Source organism: Neisseria sp. HMSC073G10 (genome assembly GCF_001812605.1).
Taxonomy (GTDB): Bacteria; Pseudomonadota; Gammaproteobacteria; order Burkholderiales; family Neisseriaceae; genus Neisseria; species Neisseria subflava_A.
On the sequence record NZ_KV809528.1, the window covers coordinates 19,649 to 33,467 of the forward strand.

Here is a 13,819-nt window from a genome sequence, read left to right on the forward strand (position 1 = left end):
TCTGAAATCTGGAAATCAGGTTTCAGACGGCCTTTTTATCTATTCAAACCATCGGAGGATTTATACGCCCAAAAGCTCTTTGCCGAGGAAGCTGCCTTTTTCGACACCCGGCAGGACAAAGAAATAGCCGCCGCCAAACGGGCTGATGTATTCCTCCAGCGGCTCGCCGTTGAGCAGGTTTTGCACGAAGATGAAGCCGTCGGCAAGGTTGGCCTGATAGCAGATGAACACCAAGCCGACATCGAGTTGGCCGTTGGCGGCTAGGCCGCGCGAGTAGTTGAAGGCGCGGCGGTAGAGCAGGTGTTTTTTCATGAACTCTGGGTCGCGCGGGTTGGCAAGGCGCATATGGCTGTCTTTGGGCGTGATTTTGCCGTCTGGGTCTTTGGCAAAATCGGCGGTGTCGCCCTCTTTTTTACCGTCCATGGGCGCACCACTGTATTTGCGCCGGCCGAAAATATCGGTTTGTTCCTGCATCGGGGTGCGGTCCCAAAACTCGACAAAGTGGCGGATGAGGCGGACGGCCTGATAGCTGCCGTTTTTCGCCCATGCCGGTTCGTCCAAGCTGTTGGCGGCAACGCCCGTCCACAGGACTTGATCGGCGACTTTGGGATCTTCGACTTTGGGATTGCCGGAGCCGTCGCGGAAACCTAAAAGGTTGCGCGCGGCAATGGCGCCGGGTTCGGCTTTAGGGAGCCAACCGTCTATGCTCCAACGGATCACGGCAAACTGGGCGGTGTTTTTGATGATGTCGCGCAGGGCGGCTTGGCAGGTTTCGGGGGAAAACGCGCAAATTTGCAGGCTGAGGTCGCCGTCGCACCAAGATTTTTGGAGTTTGTCGTTGGGGAAGTCGCGCATTTCTTGCAGGTGTTTCGGCTTTTTGTCTTTGAGGCCGAAGCGGTCGTCAAAGAGGCTGCTGCCGACGCCGACGGTAACCGTCAATCCGTCGGGGCGGAATTGTTTGCCGAGGATGCCGCTGCCCGCAGGCGGGAGCTTGTCGTCGCCGTCTTGGTATTCGCCGCCTTGGGTGAGGAATTCGATGTGGGCGGTCAGGGCGCGGAACAGGTTTTCAAGTTGTTTGGCGTCTTTGGCGGTAACGTCAAAGGCACACATGATGCCGAAGAGCTGGTGTGGCGTGACGATGCCTGCCTGATGCTCGCCGTAACACGGATAGGCCAGCTCGGAATGTTGGTTGTTTTGGGTCTCGGCGGCGGCTTCGCCTTGTTTTTTGCCGGCAAAATAACCGGCAACGCCGATGGCGCCGGCGGCAAGGGCAGTTTTGAAAAGGGTTCGTTTTTCGGGTTGTGCCGGTTGTTTGTTTTGGCTCATGGTCTGCTCCTTGGCAGGGAACGGAAAGATTGCAATCGTGTGAAGTAAGGTTGGTTTTCAAGCATATTTGTGTGGGCGGCAATAAGATTCAGACGGCCTTTCAATATCCAAAGGCCGTCTGAAAACGCGTTATCTTATTTCAAACCCAAAATGCCGCGCAGTTTGGCCAAATCTTCTGCCAAGGCATTAATCGGCGCCTGCAGGGCTTTGCGGTCTTCTTCGCTCAGTTTGTCGTACAGCTCGAAACCGTTCGGGGTTTTGTATTTCGCCAAAATGTCTTCAACCTGTTTGAAGTTGACATCGGTTTTTTCCAACAACGCTTTGTCTTTGGCTTCGATCAGCGGACGGAACAAATCAACGATTTTTTTGGAGCCTTCCACATTGGCTTGGAAGTCGCTCAAGTCGGTATGACTGTAACGGTCTTCTTCGCCGCTGATTTTGCTGCCGGCCACTTCTTCAATCAGTTCGGACGCGCCGCCGACCACCTTACCCGGAGGAAACGCCAATGCGTCGATTTCTTTTTGCAGTGCTTCGACATCGGTCATCAGTTTGGCTGCAATTTCCTTCACGCCGGATACGTCTTTTTCTACCCAAAGGGCGTGTTCGATACGGTGGAAGCCGGTAAATCCGGCATCTTTCGCACCGTCTTTGAAGTCGTCTTCACGCGCATCGATGACGGGGTCGAGTTCGCTGAAAAGCTCGGCAATCGGTTCGATACGTTCGTAATGGACGCGGGTGGCGGCAAACAGGGATTTCGCTTTTTCGATGTCACCGGCTTTAACGGCTTCGGTAAAGGTTTTGGTTTTCGCCACCAGCTCTTTAACCTCGCCTTGAACGTAAGCTTTATAGTCGGCGAGCGGTTGGGACAGTTTTTCCAAATCCGCTTCGTTGGCAGTGTCTTTGAAGCCGCTGTCGGTGACAATCAGCTTACCGCGCGGATTGGTCAACAGGCCGCAAGTCATTTCGTATTCGCCCGGCAGCAGGGTAACGGTCATTTTGTCGGATAAACCCGGGGCGATGTTTTCACGCTCGTCCACCACCATCACGCCTTTCAGGATTTCCCATTCCAGCTTGCGGCCGCTGTCGTTTTTGATGTTGAACACGACTTGGCCGCTGGGGACGGTCAATTCCATCGGTTCGCAGGCAGTATCGTTCACGCCGATATTGACCGAACCGTCGGCATTGGCGGCAGCGGATGCGCCTGAAGCGGCAGGCGCGGCTTTTTCGGCTTCAGGCGGCTGACACGCGGTCAAACCCAGAGCCAACATTACGGACAAAGCAGTCAGATTGAATTTTTTCATTTTCATTCCTTTTTATTTAGTTAACGTTTTTGCCGGCGCGCTGCCGCGCAAAAACCAAATCATGACGGGAACCAGATACAGCAGCCAAATCAGGACTTCGCCTTCGGTCGGGTGGTCGGTATAACCGAAGAAACCGCCGAGCAGCACGCCTAAAGGGCTGTCTTCATGCAAATATTTCGATGTGTCGAAAGCAATATCCTGCATCACATTCCATACGCCGGCCTCATGCAGCGCGCGAAACGAACCGGCCAGCAGACCGGCCGCCACTACAATCAAAAACGCGCCCGTCCAACGGAAAAATTTCGCCAAGTTCAGGCGCATACCGCCCTGATAAATCAGCGTACCGATGACAACCGCCACCAACAGCCCTAATACCGCGCCTATCGGCATAGACCACGTCGGGCTTTGCTGGAACACGGCCAGCAGGAAAAACACGCTCTCTAAACCTTCGCGCGCCACAGCCAAAAACGCCATGCCGACTAAGGCCCACCCCTGGCCGCTACCGCGGTTCAAGGCCGACTGAACAGAATCCTGAAGATGTTGTTTCATCGAACGTGCAGCCTTTTTCATCCACAAAATCATGTACGTCAGCATGGCCACGGCCACCAGGCCGATGACGCCGACCACCAATTCCTGTTCTTTTTGCGGAATCTCGCCAGTAGCGGAATGAATGCCGTAACCAATACCCAAACACATGACCGAAGCCAAAAACACGCCCAGCCAAACCTTCGGCATCAGCTCGCTGTGTCCCGACTGTTTCAAAAAACTGGCAACAATACCGACGATCAGGGCGGCTTCGATGCCCTCGCGTAACATAATCAATAAAGCAATCAGCATAAAAAAACTCTAAAGTGAAACGTTCATTTATTAACGCATTTATAACGCTTTATGCTTAATAACGCAAATTATTTTTATTTTTTAATAACCCCATATTTATTAAGATTTTTTAAAATAGAATAACGGACGTAATCAATAAAAACTAAAAGGCCGTCTGAATTTTATTTTTTCAGACGGCCTTAATTTATCTAAGCAATTGTAAATAAATAATAAAAAAGTTCCATAGTATAAATTTCCCTATCAGTGATATTTTCAAAATTTATCAAATTTAAAAGGTTGATTTACAACAAAAATTAAAACCACCTTATCTTTTATAGTTGGCATATTGCTGGTGCAATCAGCAATCCATGACATAACAAACGCATAACAAAGGAACCCTCCTATGCCACGTTTAAAACTCCACCAAATCGCTTTGGCTTTGGCCGTTTCTGCCGCGTTGACCGCCTGCGGCGAGAAAACGGCTCAAACAACCGAAACCCCTCAAGCGGCTTCTGCCGCGAGCGCTGCCGATGCTGCCGCAAGCACCGCCGCTGTTTCGGCCCCTCAAAATTCCGCCGATGTTTCTGCCGAAGACAAAGCCCTGTTGGAACGCGCGCAAACCGTGTTCAAACCTTTGCCTGATGCGGCCGAAATGCAAAAAATCCGTCCGTTTACCGAAGAGCAGGTCAAACTCGGCCAACAACTTTGGTACGAAACCCGCCTGTCCAAAGGCAACACCGTCAGCTGTAACTCCTGCCACAACTTGGCAACTGCTGGCGTAGACAACATGCCGACCAGCGCGGGCCACAAAAGCCAATTCGGCGCCCGTAACCCCCCGACTGCCCTGAATGCCGCCTTGTTGGGAAGCCAATTCTGGGACGGCCGTGCCGCCGATGTGGAAGAACAAGCCGGCGGCCCATTGCTCAACCCGGTTGAAATGGCCAACGCGACCGAAGCCGATGCCGCCGCCAAAATCGCCGGTATCCCTGAATACCAAGAAAAATTCAAAGCCGCATTCCCTGAAGACGGCGCGGTTTCCTTTAAAAACATCACCACTGCATTGGGCGCGTTTGAACGTACCCTGCTGACTCCGACCCGTTGGGACGACTACCTGAAAGGCAACGTATCTGCCCTGAGCGAACAAGAACGCAAAGGCGTACGCGCATTTATGGACAACGGCTGTATCGCTTGTCACAACGGCGTCAACTTGGGCGGTACCATGTTCCAAAAATTCGGTTTGGTGGATGGTCCTTACTGGAAACACATCGACGATCCTAAACACGACAAAGGCCGTGCGGACGTAACCAAAAAAGCCGAAGACGAATTCTTCTTCCGTGTTCCCGGCTTGAGAAACGTCGAACGCACCTATCCATACTTCCACAACGGCAGCGTTTGGGAATTGGATAAAGCCGTCAACATCATGGCAAAAGCCCAATTGGGTAAAACCCTGGCTCCGGAAGAAACTGAAAACATCGTTGCCTTCTTGAAAGCCCTCTCCGGCAATGTTCCTGAGTCTGCCCGAACCATGCCTGAGCTGCCCGTCTCCCACGATGTCAAATCCCAACCTGACAACAAATAAGGTTTAGCACAAAACAAAGGCCGTCTGAAAATCCGTTTCAGACGGCCCTTTTGTTGCCGGCCATATAGGCGCATTTGTTTCACGATTCCACACAATATGGTAATCTTGAGCCGATTTTCACCATACATCCGAAAGGAACATCATGAGCCTGATTATTGAAGACTTGCAAGAAGGCCACGGCAAAGAAGCCGTCAAAGGCAAAGAAATCACCGTACATTACACCGGCTGGTTGGAAGACGGTACCAAATTCGACTCCAGCCTCGACCGCCGTCAACCGCTGACCATCACTCTGGGCGTCGGCCAAGTAATTAAAGGTTGGGACGAAGGCTTCGGCGGCATGAAAGAAGGCGGCAAACGCAAGCTGACCATTCCTTCCGAAATGGGCTACGGCGCACACGGTGCCGGCGGCGTGATTCCTCCGCACGCAACTTTGATTTTTGAAGTCGAGCTGCTGAAAGTGTACGAATAAGCATTTGACGCTTCAAAAGACCGAGGCCGTCTGAAACCCGAAGTTTGGTTTTTCAGACGGCCTGTTTTTATCAAGATTCGGTATAATGCCCTCTTTTACAAGCAAACCATTTCCCAAGGAACCCCCATGCTTTTACCCGAACAAGTCAAAACCCTGATTGAAGGCGTTACCCCTTGCGAACACGTCGAAGTCGAAGGCGACGGCCATCACTTCTTCGCCGTAATCGTTTCCTCCTCATTTGAAGGCAAAGCCCGCCTCGCCCGCCACCGCCTGATTAAAGACGGTCTCAAGCCGCAACTCGAAAGCAACGAATTGCACGCGCTGTCGATTTCCGTTGCCGCCACTCCGGCCGAATGGGCTGCCAAACAGGCTTAATTTGGAATCAAACAAAAGGCCGTCTGAAAACTTTTCAGACGGCCTTTTTCATACATATCAAACAGCGCAGGCAATCGATACAAACGCCAAACCGCATTCCACAATACACAATCGCAATGTAAACCCTACCGGCACAACCGCCAAACTAGCCCTGCCGTTTCGGGAAAAACTGCACCACGTTCTCTCCTTGCGGCAACATCAATTTCTTCACGGCATGGCCGTACACGGTTTCAAGCGTGATGTTCAGACGGCCTTCGTTGGCAAAAATCTTATCCACAGCTTCCTTGGCCGCCTGCGGATTGCTGAACTTCAACGCATTCCACAATCCCAAGGTTTCCATGTCCTGCCAAAACGTCCCGGCTTTTTTATAGCTCAACTCAAGCTTGGCCGTGTCGGTTACCGGATCGTAAAAGCCGTTGTCGGCGAGCATATCGCCCAAATCGTGCATATCAATCAGCGTGGGCGCTTCGCATTCGATGCCTTCATGGTTCAGACGGCCTGTTAGCTCGCTCAGGCTGTCGCGGCCAAAGTGCGTGAAAAACAATAATCCGTCGGTTTTCAAAGCAGCGGCCCAGTTTTTCAATACCGGCAAAATATCATCGGCGCGGCTGAGGCTGAGGTTGGCCCACAACATATCGGCGGATGCTTCGGGCAACGGCGCGGTCAGGGCTTGGCAATGCTGCGGGATGGTTTTGCCGGTCAGCTTCTGCCAGAAACCACCTTTGCGCGTGGCGGCGGCGGTTTTCAAAAAATCGGCATTCGGATCGTATTCTTCAAACACGGCGTCGGGATAACGCGCGGCCAGCAGGCTGCGGCTGATGTCGGCATCGGCACCAATCAGCATGATGCGTTTGGGTGCATTGCGGACCAGTTGCAGGCGCTCGTCGGTGTCTTGGGCGAGATGGCGGTGAATCTGCCAGCGTTTGTCTTGTTCGGTCATGGTGGGTCGTGTCAGCGGGCTTTGCCCAGCAATGTTTTTATGGTTTAAGTCTGTTTCAGACGGCCTTTTCGACAAAATTGCGGTAGGTTTCGGCAAATTCGTCGGCATGGCTTAAAAAGGGCGCGTGTGCGGCTTTGTCAATAAGGACCAGCTCGCTGTTGCTCAAATAGCGGTGTAAATATTCGCCCATGCGCGGCGGCGTGATGGCGTCTTTCTGTCCAAACACCAGCAATGACGGCGTTTGAATCAGCGACAACAGCGGACGCGCATCGGCATGGTTGACCGCTTCAAGCGCGGCCTGTAAGGCGGAGGGCGTGCCACAGCGCGCCAAATCGGGCAATACCCGGTTTAAGATTTCGCCGGAATGGGGCGTGTGCAGCAGTTGCAGTTGTAGAAACTGTTTAATATGTTTGGCATAATCCTGCTGAAATGCGCCGACCATCTTGCCCAAGGCAGGTTGCGCCAAGCCTTCGGGATAATCCGTGTCGGCAGTCAATCGGGCAAAACTTGCCGTCAGGCAGAGCGATTGGATTTTGTCGGGATAAAGCGCGGTCAGATACAGGGCAACCAGTCCGCCCAGCGACCAGCCGAGAATGTGTGCCGGCGTGTCGATTTGTCCGGCGAAGGCTTCGGCAACGGCGGCAATATCAAACGGCTCGGTAAAAGGCGCATCGCCGTGTCCGGGCAAATCAAGCGCGCGGACGTCCCAATCGGCAGGCAGGCGCGGTATCAAATCGTCGAATACATGGCGGTTCGCCGCCCAACCGTGTATCAGATAAACTTTTTTGGCGGAGTGTGGCATGAATGTTCTTTCTTGGTGGCGCAGTTTGAAACAGCTCAATGCGCGATGTTGCGTATTATGCCACGATTCCGTTTCAGACGGCCTTTGCAGAGGCTGCGTAAACGATTTGACGGAATATTTTATCGACGCAGCACAAAGCTGCCCTTTGTGTTTCCGCCATGTCGCGGGCGGGGCAGTGTGCGGCAGTTGTCAGAAAAAGCCGCCCGCATTTGATAGAATGTGGGCCTCGCTGTATTACGAACCACCCGTCAGCAGCATGATACGCGAGCTGAAACACTTGGCCGATTTGGGCATGAGCCGTCCGTTGGCGGATTTAATGTGCCAAAACGCACCGGACTGGCTGGCGACGGAACACTTTGATTTTGTCCTGCCCATGCCTTTGAGCAAAGAGCGGCGGCTCAAGCGCGGATTCAACCAAAGCGAGGCGTTGACGGATATTTTGGCAAAACGCTACGGCTGGACGCTGCTGCCGCGCCACGCAGTTTTCAGACGGCATGGCGAGCCGCAAAGTACGCTGAAAAGCGACGAACGTCTGCGAAATATCAAGAATGCATTCAAAATCAAAGCCGAATTGCCGAAGGCGTGTAATATTCTGTTAATTGATGATGTTTTCACCACCGGCTCGACTTTAAACGAATTGGCGAAAACGCTGAAAAAATCAGGCGCAGGTAAGATTTTTTGCTGGAGTTTGGCGCGTCCGCCAATGAAAAAATAGCTTAAAGTTTTTGACACCCATGGAACATTTCGGCATTATGCCACTCTATAAGTGATTGATTTATATGTTTACCATAGTTTTGTACCAACCCGAAATCCCGCCCAATACGGGCAATATTATCCGCCTTTGCGCCAATACCGGTGCCGATTTGCACTTGGTCAAACCGCTTGGTTTCCCTCTGGATTCGTCCAAAATGAAACGCGCGGGTTTGGATTATCACGAGTTTGCCAAACTGACGGTACATGAGAATTTCGATGATTGCCTCAAGGCCCTTGAAGGCCGTCGCATTTTCGCGCTGACCACCAAAGGCTCTACTCGCCCCGACGAAGTTTCCTTCCGCGAAGGCGACGTGTTGCTGTTTGGTCCCGAAACGCGCGGCCTGCCTGCCGAAGTTCTCGACAGCCTGCCTGCCGGACAAAAAATCCGCCTGCCGATGATGCCCGACAGCAGGAGCATGAATCTTTCCAATACCGTCGCCGTCATTCTGTTTGAAGCATGGCGACAAAACGGTTTTGCCGGCGGCGTATAACAGGCTGTCTGAAAACCGCTGCGTTATCAACTCAAGAACGGAACCCGTTTTGACTTTTACTAAAAAAACCCTCCTTTCCTTAGCCGCCACCACCATCGGCGTCCTCTCCATCAATGCCGCCGTCGCCGACAGCGTGGTCCGAGTCGAAAAACTGCATCCTTCTGCCAACCGCAGTTACAAAGTTGCCGGCAAACGCTACACGCCGCTGACCAAAGTTTCCTCTTTCAGCCAAACCGGCAAAGCCTCATGGTACGGTAGCCAATTCCACGGCCGTAAAACTTCCAGCGGCGAGCGTTACAATATGAATGCCCTCTCCGCCGCCCACAAAACCCTCCCTATTCCCAGCTACGCACGTGTGACCAATATGCAAACCGGCAAAAGCGTCATCGTCCGTGTCAACGACCGCGGCCCTTTCCACGGCAACCGCGTCATCGATGTTTCCAAAGCCGCCGCCCAACAATTGGGTTTCATCAACCAAGGCACAGCCAACGTCAAAGTTGAACAAATCATCCCCGGCCAAACCGCCGCTCAAACCATTATTACCCCAAACAACAAAGAATTTTTTGTTGATTTGAAATCCTTCGGTACCGAACGCGAAGCGCAAGCCTATTTGAACCAAACCGCACAAAGCCTGCCATCCGACAGCAAAATCACGCTTGAAAAACGCAACTACGAATACGTTGTCAAAATGGGGCCGTTCAGCAGCCAAGAACGTGCCGCCGAAGCAGGCGAACGCGCCCGTCATCTGAACCTGGCATCCGCCATCTGATTTCATCCGCGTTACCGCTGAAGTTTGATACAATACAAGGCCGTCTGAAACCCGATTGCAAGGTTTCAGACGGCCTTTTTTAATCACAGGGGAACACCATGATCAGCAGGCTCACAGGCAAATTGATTGAGAAAAATCCGCCACAGGTCGTTATCGACGTCAACGGCGTCGGTTATGAAGCCGACGTTTCCATGCAGACTTTCTACAACCTGCCCCCCGTTGGCGAAACCGTCCATCTCTACACCCAGCTTGTCGTCCGCGAAGATGCACATTTGCTGTTTGGTTTCGCCTCAGCCGAGGAACGCGCCACCTTCCGCCAACTGGTCAAAGTCAGCGGCATCGGTGCCAAAACCGCATTGGGCATTTTATCGGCCATGAATGCCGACGAGCTGGCGCAAGCCATCGCCGAAGAAGACGTCAAACGCCTCTCCTCCGCCCCCGGTATCGGCAAAAAAACCGCCGAACGCATGGTGTTGGAACTGCGCGGCAAACTCGTGTCCCATACCGTTTCAGACGGCCTGTTTGCCCCTGATGCCGTTGCCGACGAAAGCCAAGACATCATCAACACCCTGCTTGCCCTCGGCTACAACGAACGCGAAGCCAAAGCCGCCACCAAAGGCATTCCCAAAGGCACGGAAGTCGGCGAAGGCGTACGCCTGGCCTTGAAAAACCTGCTCAAATAAGGCCGTCTGAAACATGAAAACCGCCGTCCTGAGTGTCGCTTTGCTTCTAAGCGCGTGCGTCTATACCGAGACCCCGTACGGGCGCACCGCCGTCTTGGACCTGCCCGTCCACTCGCAAACCACCGTCAACAAAACTGTGACCATCAACGCCCCGCCCGGGACGACCGTCATCTATCAAGACAGCGAACCCGTCCGCAATTACCCGGCCTATCCCGTTTATCCCCACCGGGTTTATCGTTATCGATAAACAACGCTGACCGTTTGAAACCATATATTCAGACGGCCTGTTGAGAGACCAACCATGAAATACATCCTTCCCCTGCTTTTACTCCTGAGCGCCTGCACACCGGATACCAAGACCACGGATGCCGCATTCGCCCCCAAAACACACGGCTTCGAACACCGCCTGACCGAAGGCGAAAAACTGTTGACCCAAGCCCTCATCAAACAAGACCTCGCCGCCTACTTCAAACACGAAACCGGCGGCGCATTTGCCGAACAAGCCCCCTTATTCTCGGCCCAGCAACTTGCCGAACAGAAAAACATCCCCCAAAACGATGCCATCGGCGTTTACGGCAAAATCATCAAAACCCAAGGCCGCACCGCCTGGCTGCAAACCGACAAGCAAACCCTCAAACTCGATTTGGCCGAACCGCTGCAAGAAACTCAAGGCGAAGTTACCCTTGTCTGCCAACACGAAAACACCGCATTCCAAGACTGCCAAACAGAAGAAAACTTTGCCCGACGCTTTACCGAACAAATTTTCTCGGCGGTCGAGTCCGGACGCGTATCCGCCCAAACAGACGCACCAGCCGAAGAAATCATGGCCGGCCGCCTCATCCCGTTTTTAAGTGCCGCCAGCGACTTTACCGGCAACTTCAAAGCCTGCGCCACCACCATGACCGAATACTGCACCAGCCGCCTGGCACGCGAAATGCCCGAATCCGCAGTCCGCAAAAAAGCACAGGAATTAGGTTTGACCGAAATAGCATTTAAAAAGAAAAAATAAATATTTAGGCCGTCTGAACCCTATGGCGGCTGTGTTATAATCCGCGACTCATACAGGTCGGACAGGCAGTCGCCGCGTATCGCGTAAGGCATACGGGGAGGAAAGTCCGGGCTCCACAGAGCAGAATGCCGGCTAACGGCCGGGCGCGGCAACGCGACGGAAAGTGGAACAGAAAGCAATACCGCCGATGATTGCCTTCGGGCAAAACAGGTAAGGGTGAAAAGGTGCGGTAAGAGCGCACCGTGCATTTGGTAACAAAGCGCAGCAGGCTAAACCCCATTCGGAGCAAGACCAAACAGAACGCGATGACGCTGCTCGCCGAGCGTTCGGGTAGGTTGCTTGAGCACACCAGCAATGATGTGCCTAGAGGAATGACTGTCCGCGACAGAACCCGGCTTACCGTCCGAGCTGTATGTCCCCATACCGCGGCAGGTTTTAAAAACCTGCTGCATTTTTATGAAATAAAAAGGCCGTCTGAAACCTGAATCTTGGTTTCAGACGGCCTTTTTTAAACCGCTGTTTATGGTCGGTATTCCGGTTTCATGCCGTTGGGCAGGAGCTGCCATACATAGCCTGTGGTTTTCATTTTGCCGGCCACTTCGCCTGCTTCGTCGCCATAGCCCCAGAAATAATCCACACGGACCGCACCTTTGATCGCGCTGCCGGTATCTTGCGCCATAATCAGGCGGTTGAGGGCTTTTTTGGTGATCGGGTGGGCAGTGGCGACAAACAGCGGTGCGCCAAGCGTGATGTAGTGGCGGTCGATGGCACCGGCGTATTCGCCCATCAACGGCGTACCTAATGCGCCCACCGGGCCTGAATCACTGCTGCCGGTCAGCTCGCGGAAGAAGACGTAGCTTGGGTTTTGTCCCAAAACTTCGGCAAGGCGGCCGGGGTTTTGCTTCATATAGGCCTTGATGCCCTGCATGCTGGTCTGACCCAGCGGCAGATAGCCTTTATCCGCCATATAGCGGCCGATGGAAACATACGGATGTTCGTTTTTATCGGAAAATCCGACACGGATGTATTTTCCGGACGGTGTTTTCAGACGGCCTGAACCTTGAATGTGCATAAAGAAAAGTTCGACCGGATCATCTGCATAACCCAAAATCGGCGCTTTGCCGTTAAGCGCGCCGCCGTTGATTTGGCTGCGGGTGTAGTAAGGAACAAAACGGCTGCCTTCAAAACGGCCTTTCAGCGCAGTGCTGCGTGCTGTAATCGGGAATCTGGACAAGTCGGCCGTGTATGTGCCGCTGTTGTCGATGACGCCGCTATTTGGGCCGGTTTGGCGGATGCGGACGGTGGCTTTGCTGCCTCTCAAGTTTGCAGCCAGCGGAACGGAAACAAAATCGTTCGGAATGCCGTAAATAGGGAAACGGGATTGGCTCGTGGATTTGTCGTCGCCGCGCAGGACCGGTTCGTAATAGCCGGTAATGGTGCCGGCAGGATTGCCGCCGTTATCGACGCGCCATGCGGTGAAATAGCGCTCAAAAAAGTGTTTGGCTTGGAAATGGTGCACCGGTGTTTGCATGGCTTGGATACAAACGTCCTGCCAGCCTTGGCGGTTTTTAAGTTTTTCACAGCCTAAGCGGAAAGATTGCAGGCTTTTGGCGAAGTGTTGGGTGCTCCAGTGCGGCAGTTCGTTGTAGGAAACAACGGTGTAGTTTGCTCCTCCCCCGCTTACAGTCGTACCGATGAGATCAGGCGTACCGGTGGGGCGGTCAGGACCTTTGATAACGCTGGTGTCGGTTTCGGGAAGGTTTTTAATGCTTTTGCTCGGGCAGGCGGCAAGAATGGCTGCAGCAATGCTGACGAGCGTGATGCGGTACAGATGTTTTTTCATGGAATCAATAGCGTGTCGAAAGGCCGTCTGAAAGCTATTTTTCAGACGGCCTATGTTGGAAAGTGCTGATTTTAACATAAAAAAGCGATTTATCGGCGCGGCGGCAATTTGACGACAACCGTATCGGCCAGCATATCGTAGAGCGTGCGACGGTTGCGTTTGACGGAGAAGAGCATGATGAAGTTGATGAAAGTCATAAGCAGAGAAACCAAATCTCCACCTGTTTCATTTACTGCCAACATTACCGCAATGACTATAATACCGACAATGAATGACCAAGCCACTTCGCGTATCAAAACCGTACCACCAAAACCCGGATTGCTACCGTCACTTTTTAACACCCGGATGCCCATAATTTTTTTACCTAAAGACTGACCGTCTCGGCTCATGTAATACAGTTGGAAGATACCAAAAACCAAATAGACAGCCAAAGAAATAAAAAATGTTATGACTGCATAGTCAGGGGTATTAGAAAGAGAAGACTCCGAAACTAATTCTTTGCTTTCATCAAAAGTGAAAACTACCATCACAATGAATGGTACCCATATCAAAAAAGTAAACAGATTATTCAACAAATATGCCGCAACCCTCGCCCCCGGCGAAGCAATATGGACATCTACTATTTCTGTTTTAGGCAAATCCGACAAATTGATTTCGCTCATT

Annotated in this window: 16 protein-coding genes and 1 other RNA gene; 10 read left to right on the plus strand and 7 right to left on the minus strand. The window is 52.6% G+C overall.

Annotated features, from left to right (window positions below; all coding sequences use genetic code 11):
* Positions 1-60: 60 nt before the first annotated feature.
* From efeB to efeU, 3 genes are all read right to left on the minus strand, one after another.
* A complete protein-coding gene (gene efeB, locus HMPREF2865_RS06045) occupies positions 61-1,326 on the minus strand; it encodes an iron uptake transporter deferrochelatase/peroxidase subunit (protein ID WP_070646416.1) in 1,266 nt (421 codons plus the stop codon).
* Between the two features lie 134 nt (positions 1,327-1,460).
* Positions 1,461-2,627: an iron uptake system protein EfeO gene (gene efeO, locus HMPREF2865_RS06050; protein WP_070646418.1), complete on the minus strand. Its 1,167-nt coding sequence runs from the start codon at positions 2,625-2,627 to the stop codon at positions 1,461-1,463.
* Positions 2,628-2,639: 12 nt separating this feature from the next.
* Positions 2,640-3,464, minus strand: a complete 825-nt coding sequence (gene efeU, locus HMPREF2865_RS06055; RefSeq protein ID WP_049322979.1) for an iron uptake transporter permease EfeU — start codon at positions 3,462-3,464, stop codon at positions 2,640-2,642.
* A 382-nt stretch (positions 3,465-3,846) separates the two neighbouring features.
* Here efeU and HMPREF2865_RS06060 point away from each other — a divergent pair, with 382 nt between their 5' ends.
* The 3 genes from HMPREF2865_RS06060 (at position 3,847) to HMPREF2865_RS06070 (ending at position 5,866) form a co-directional block, all read left to right on the plus strand.
* A complete protein-coding gene (locus HMPREF2865_RS06060) occupies positions 3,847-5,022 on the plus strand; it encodes a cytochrome-c peroxidase (RefSeq protein WP_070646420.1) in 1,176 nt (391 codons plus the stop codon).
* A 139-nt stretch (positions 5,023-5,161) separates the two neighbouring features.
* The gene (locus HMPREF2865_RS06065) at positions 5,162-5,491 is read left to right on the plus strand and encodes an FKBP-type peptidyl-prolyl cis-trans isomerase (protein ID WP_094192864.1); all 330 of its coding nucleotides are present in this window, start codon (positions 5,162-5,164) and stop codon (positions 5,489-5,491) included.
* Positions 5,492-5,617: 126 nt separating this feature from the next.
* Entirely contained in the window at positions 5,618-5,866 is a 249-nt protein-coding gene (locus HMPREF2865_RS06070; protein WP_003686612.1) for a BolA family protein, read from the plus strand.
* Positions 5,867-6,011: 145 nt separating this feature from the next.
* Here the strand turns inward: HMPREF2865_RS06070 and HMPREF2865_RS06075 are convergent, their stop codons facing one another.
* Both HMPREF2865_RS06075 and bioH read right to left on the minus strand, forming a co-directional pair.
* On the minus strand, positions 6,012-6,806 hold the full coding sequence (locus HMPREF2865_RS06075) for a class I SAM-dependent methyltransferase (RefSeq protein ID WP_070646422.1): 795 nt from the start codon (positions 6,804-6,806) through the stop codon (positions 6,012-6,014).
* 55 nt (positions 6,807-6,861) lie between these two features.
* Complete coding sequence (bioH, locus tag HMPREF2865_RS06080; protein ID WP_070646425.1) at positions 6,862-7,608, minus strand: pimeloyl-ACP methyl ester esterase BioH; 747 nt, start codon at positions 7,606-7,608, stop codon at positions 6,862-6,864.
* Here bioH and HMPREF2865_RS06085 point away from each other — a divergent pair.
* From HMPREF2865_RS06085 to rnpB, 7 genes are all read left to right on the plus strand, one after another.
* On the plus strand, positions 7,607-8,323 hold the full coding sequence (locus HMPREF2865_RS06085; protein WP_070646427.1) for a ComF family protein: 717 nt from the start codon (positions 7,607-7,609) through the stop codon (positions 8,321-8,323). The genes bioH and HMPREF2865_RS06085 overlap by 2 nt on opposite strands.
* A gap of 64 nt (positions 8,324-8,387) precedes the next feature.
* Entirely contained in the window at positions 8,388-8,852 is a 465-nt protein-coding gene (gene trmL, locus HMPREF2865_RS06090; protein ID WP_070461542.1) for a tRNA (uridine(34)/cytosine(34)/5-carboxymethylaminomethyluridine(34)-2'-O)-methyltransferase TrmL, read from the plus strand.
* A gap of 49 nt (positions 8,853-8,901) precedes the next feature.
* A complete protein-coding gene (locus HMPREF2865_RS06095) occupies positions 8,902-9,621 on the plus strand; it encodes a septal ring lytic transglycosylase RlpA family protein (RefSeq protein WP_070646429.1) in 720 nt (239 codons plus the stop codon).
* A 98-nt stretch (positions 9,622-9,719) separates the two neighbouring features.
* The gene (gene ruvA, locus HMPREF2865_RS06100; RefSeq protein ID WP_070646431.1) at positions 9,720-10,304 is read left to right on the plus strand and encodes a Holliday junction branch migration protein RuvA; all 585 of its coding nucleotides are present in this window, start codon (positions 9,720-9,722) and stop codon (positions 10,302-10,304) included.
* A 13-nt stretch (positions 10,305-10,317) separates the two neighbouring features.
* Entirely contained in the window at positions 10,318-10,551 is a 234-nt protein-coding gene (locus HMPREF2865_RS06105; protein ID WP_070646433.1) for a methionine-binding protein, read from the plus strand.
* A 54-nt stretch (positions 10,552-10,605) separates the two neighbouring features.
* Complete coding sequence (locus HMPREF2865_RS06110) at positions 10,606-11,313, plus strand: hypothetical protein (protein WP_070646435.1); 708 nt, start codon at positions 10,606-10,608, stop codon at positions 11,311-11,313.
* A 53-nt stretch (positions 11,314-11,366) separates the two neighbouring features.
* Positions 11,367-11,728, plus strand: an RNA gene (gene rnpB, locus HMPREF2865_RS06115) — RNase P RNA component class A.
* A gap of 105 nt (positions 11,729-11,833) precedes the next feature.
* Here rnpB and HMPREF2865_RS06120 read toward each other — a convergent pair.
* Both HMPREF2865_RS06120 and HMPREF2865_RS06125 read right to left on the minus strand, forming a co-directional pair.
* Positions 11,834-13,156 carry a murein transglycosylase A gene (locus tag HMPREF2865_RS06120; protein WP_070646437.1) on the minus strand — a complete coding sequence of 441 codons (1,323 nt, stop codon included), beginning with the start codon at positions 13,154-13,156 and terminating at the stop codon, positions 11,834-11,836.
* Positions 13,157-13,245: 89 nt separating this feature from the next.
* Positions 13,246-13,818 (minus strand): RDD family protein, encoded by a 573-nt coding sequence (locus HMPREF2865_RS06125; RefSeq protein ID WP_070584504.1) that lies wholly within the window; start codon positions 13,816-13,818, stop codon positions 13,246-13,248.
* Between the last annotated feature and the right edge of the window lies 1 nt (position 13,819).

Coding starts and splice junctions, on each gene's coding strand:
- efeB (WP_070646416.1), bottom strand. CDS start 1,326: ATGAGCCAAAACAAACAACCGGCACAACCCGAAAAACGAACCCTTTTC.
- efeO (WP_070646418.1), bottom strand. CDS start 2,627: ATGAAAAAATTCAATCTGACTGCTTTGTCCGTAATGTTGGCTCTGGGT.
- efeU (WP_049322979.1), bottom strand. CDS start 3,464: ATGCTGATTGCTTTATTGATTATGTTACGCGAGGGCATCGAAGCCGCC.
- HMPREF2865_RS06060 (WP_070646420.1), top strand. CDS start 3,847: ATGCCACGTTTAAAACTCCACCAAATCGCTTTGGCTTTGGCCGTTTCT.
- HMPREF2865_RS06070 (WP_003686612.1), top strand. CDS start 5,618: ATGCTTTTACCCGAACAAGTCAAAACCCTGATTGAAGGCGTTACCCCT.
- HMPREF2865_RS06075 (WP_070646422.1), bottom strand. CDS start 6,806: ATGACCGAACAAGACAAACGCTGGCAGATTCACCGCCATCTCGCCCAA.
- HMPREF2865_RS06085 (WP_070646427.1), top strand. CDS start 7,607: ATGAATGTTCTTTCTTGGTGGCGCAGTTTGAAACAGCTCAATGCGCGA.
- bioH (WP_070646425.1), bottom strand. CDS start 7,608: ATGCCACACTCCGCCAAAAAAGTTTATCTGATACACGGTTGGGCGGCG.
- trmL (WP_070461542.1), top strand. CDS start 8,388: ATGTTTACCATAGTTTTGTACCAACCCGAAATCCCGCCCAATACGGGC.
- ruvA (WP_070646431.1), top strand. CDS start 9,720: ATGATCAGCAGGCTCACAGGCAAATTGATTGAGAAAAATCCGCCACAG.
- HMPREF2865_RS06105 (WP_070646433.1), top strand. CDS start 10,318: ATGAAAACCGCCGTCCTGAGTGTCGCTTTGCTTCTAAGCGCGTGCGTC.
- HMPREF2865_RS06110 (WP_070646435.1), top strand. CDS start 10,606: ATGAAATACATCCTTCCCCTGCTTTTACTCCTGAGCGCCTGCACACCG.
- HMPREF2865_RS06120 (WP_070646437.1), bottom strand. CDS start 13,156: ATGAAAAAACATCTGTACCGCATCACGCTCGTCAGCATTGCTGCAGCC.
- HMPREF2865_RS06125 (WP_070584504.1), bottom strand. CDS start 13,818: ATGAGCGAAATCAATTTGTCGGATTTGCCTAAAACAGAAATAGTAGAT.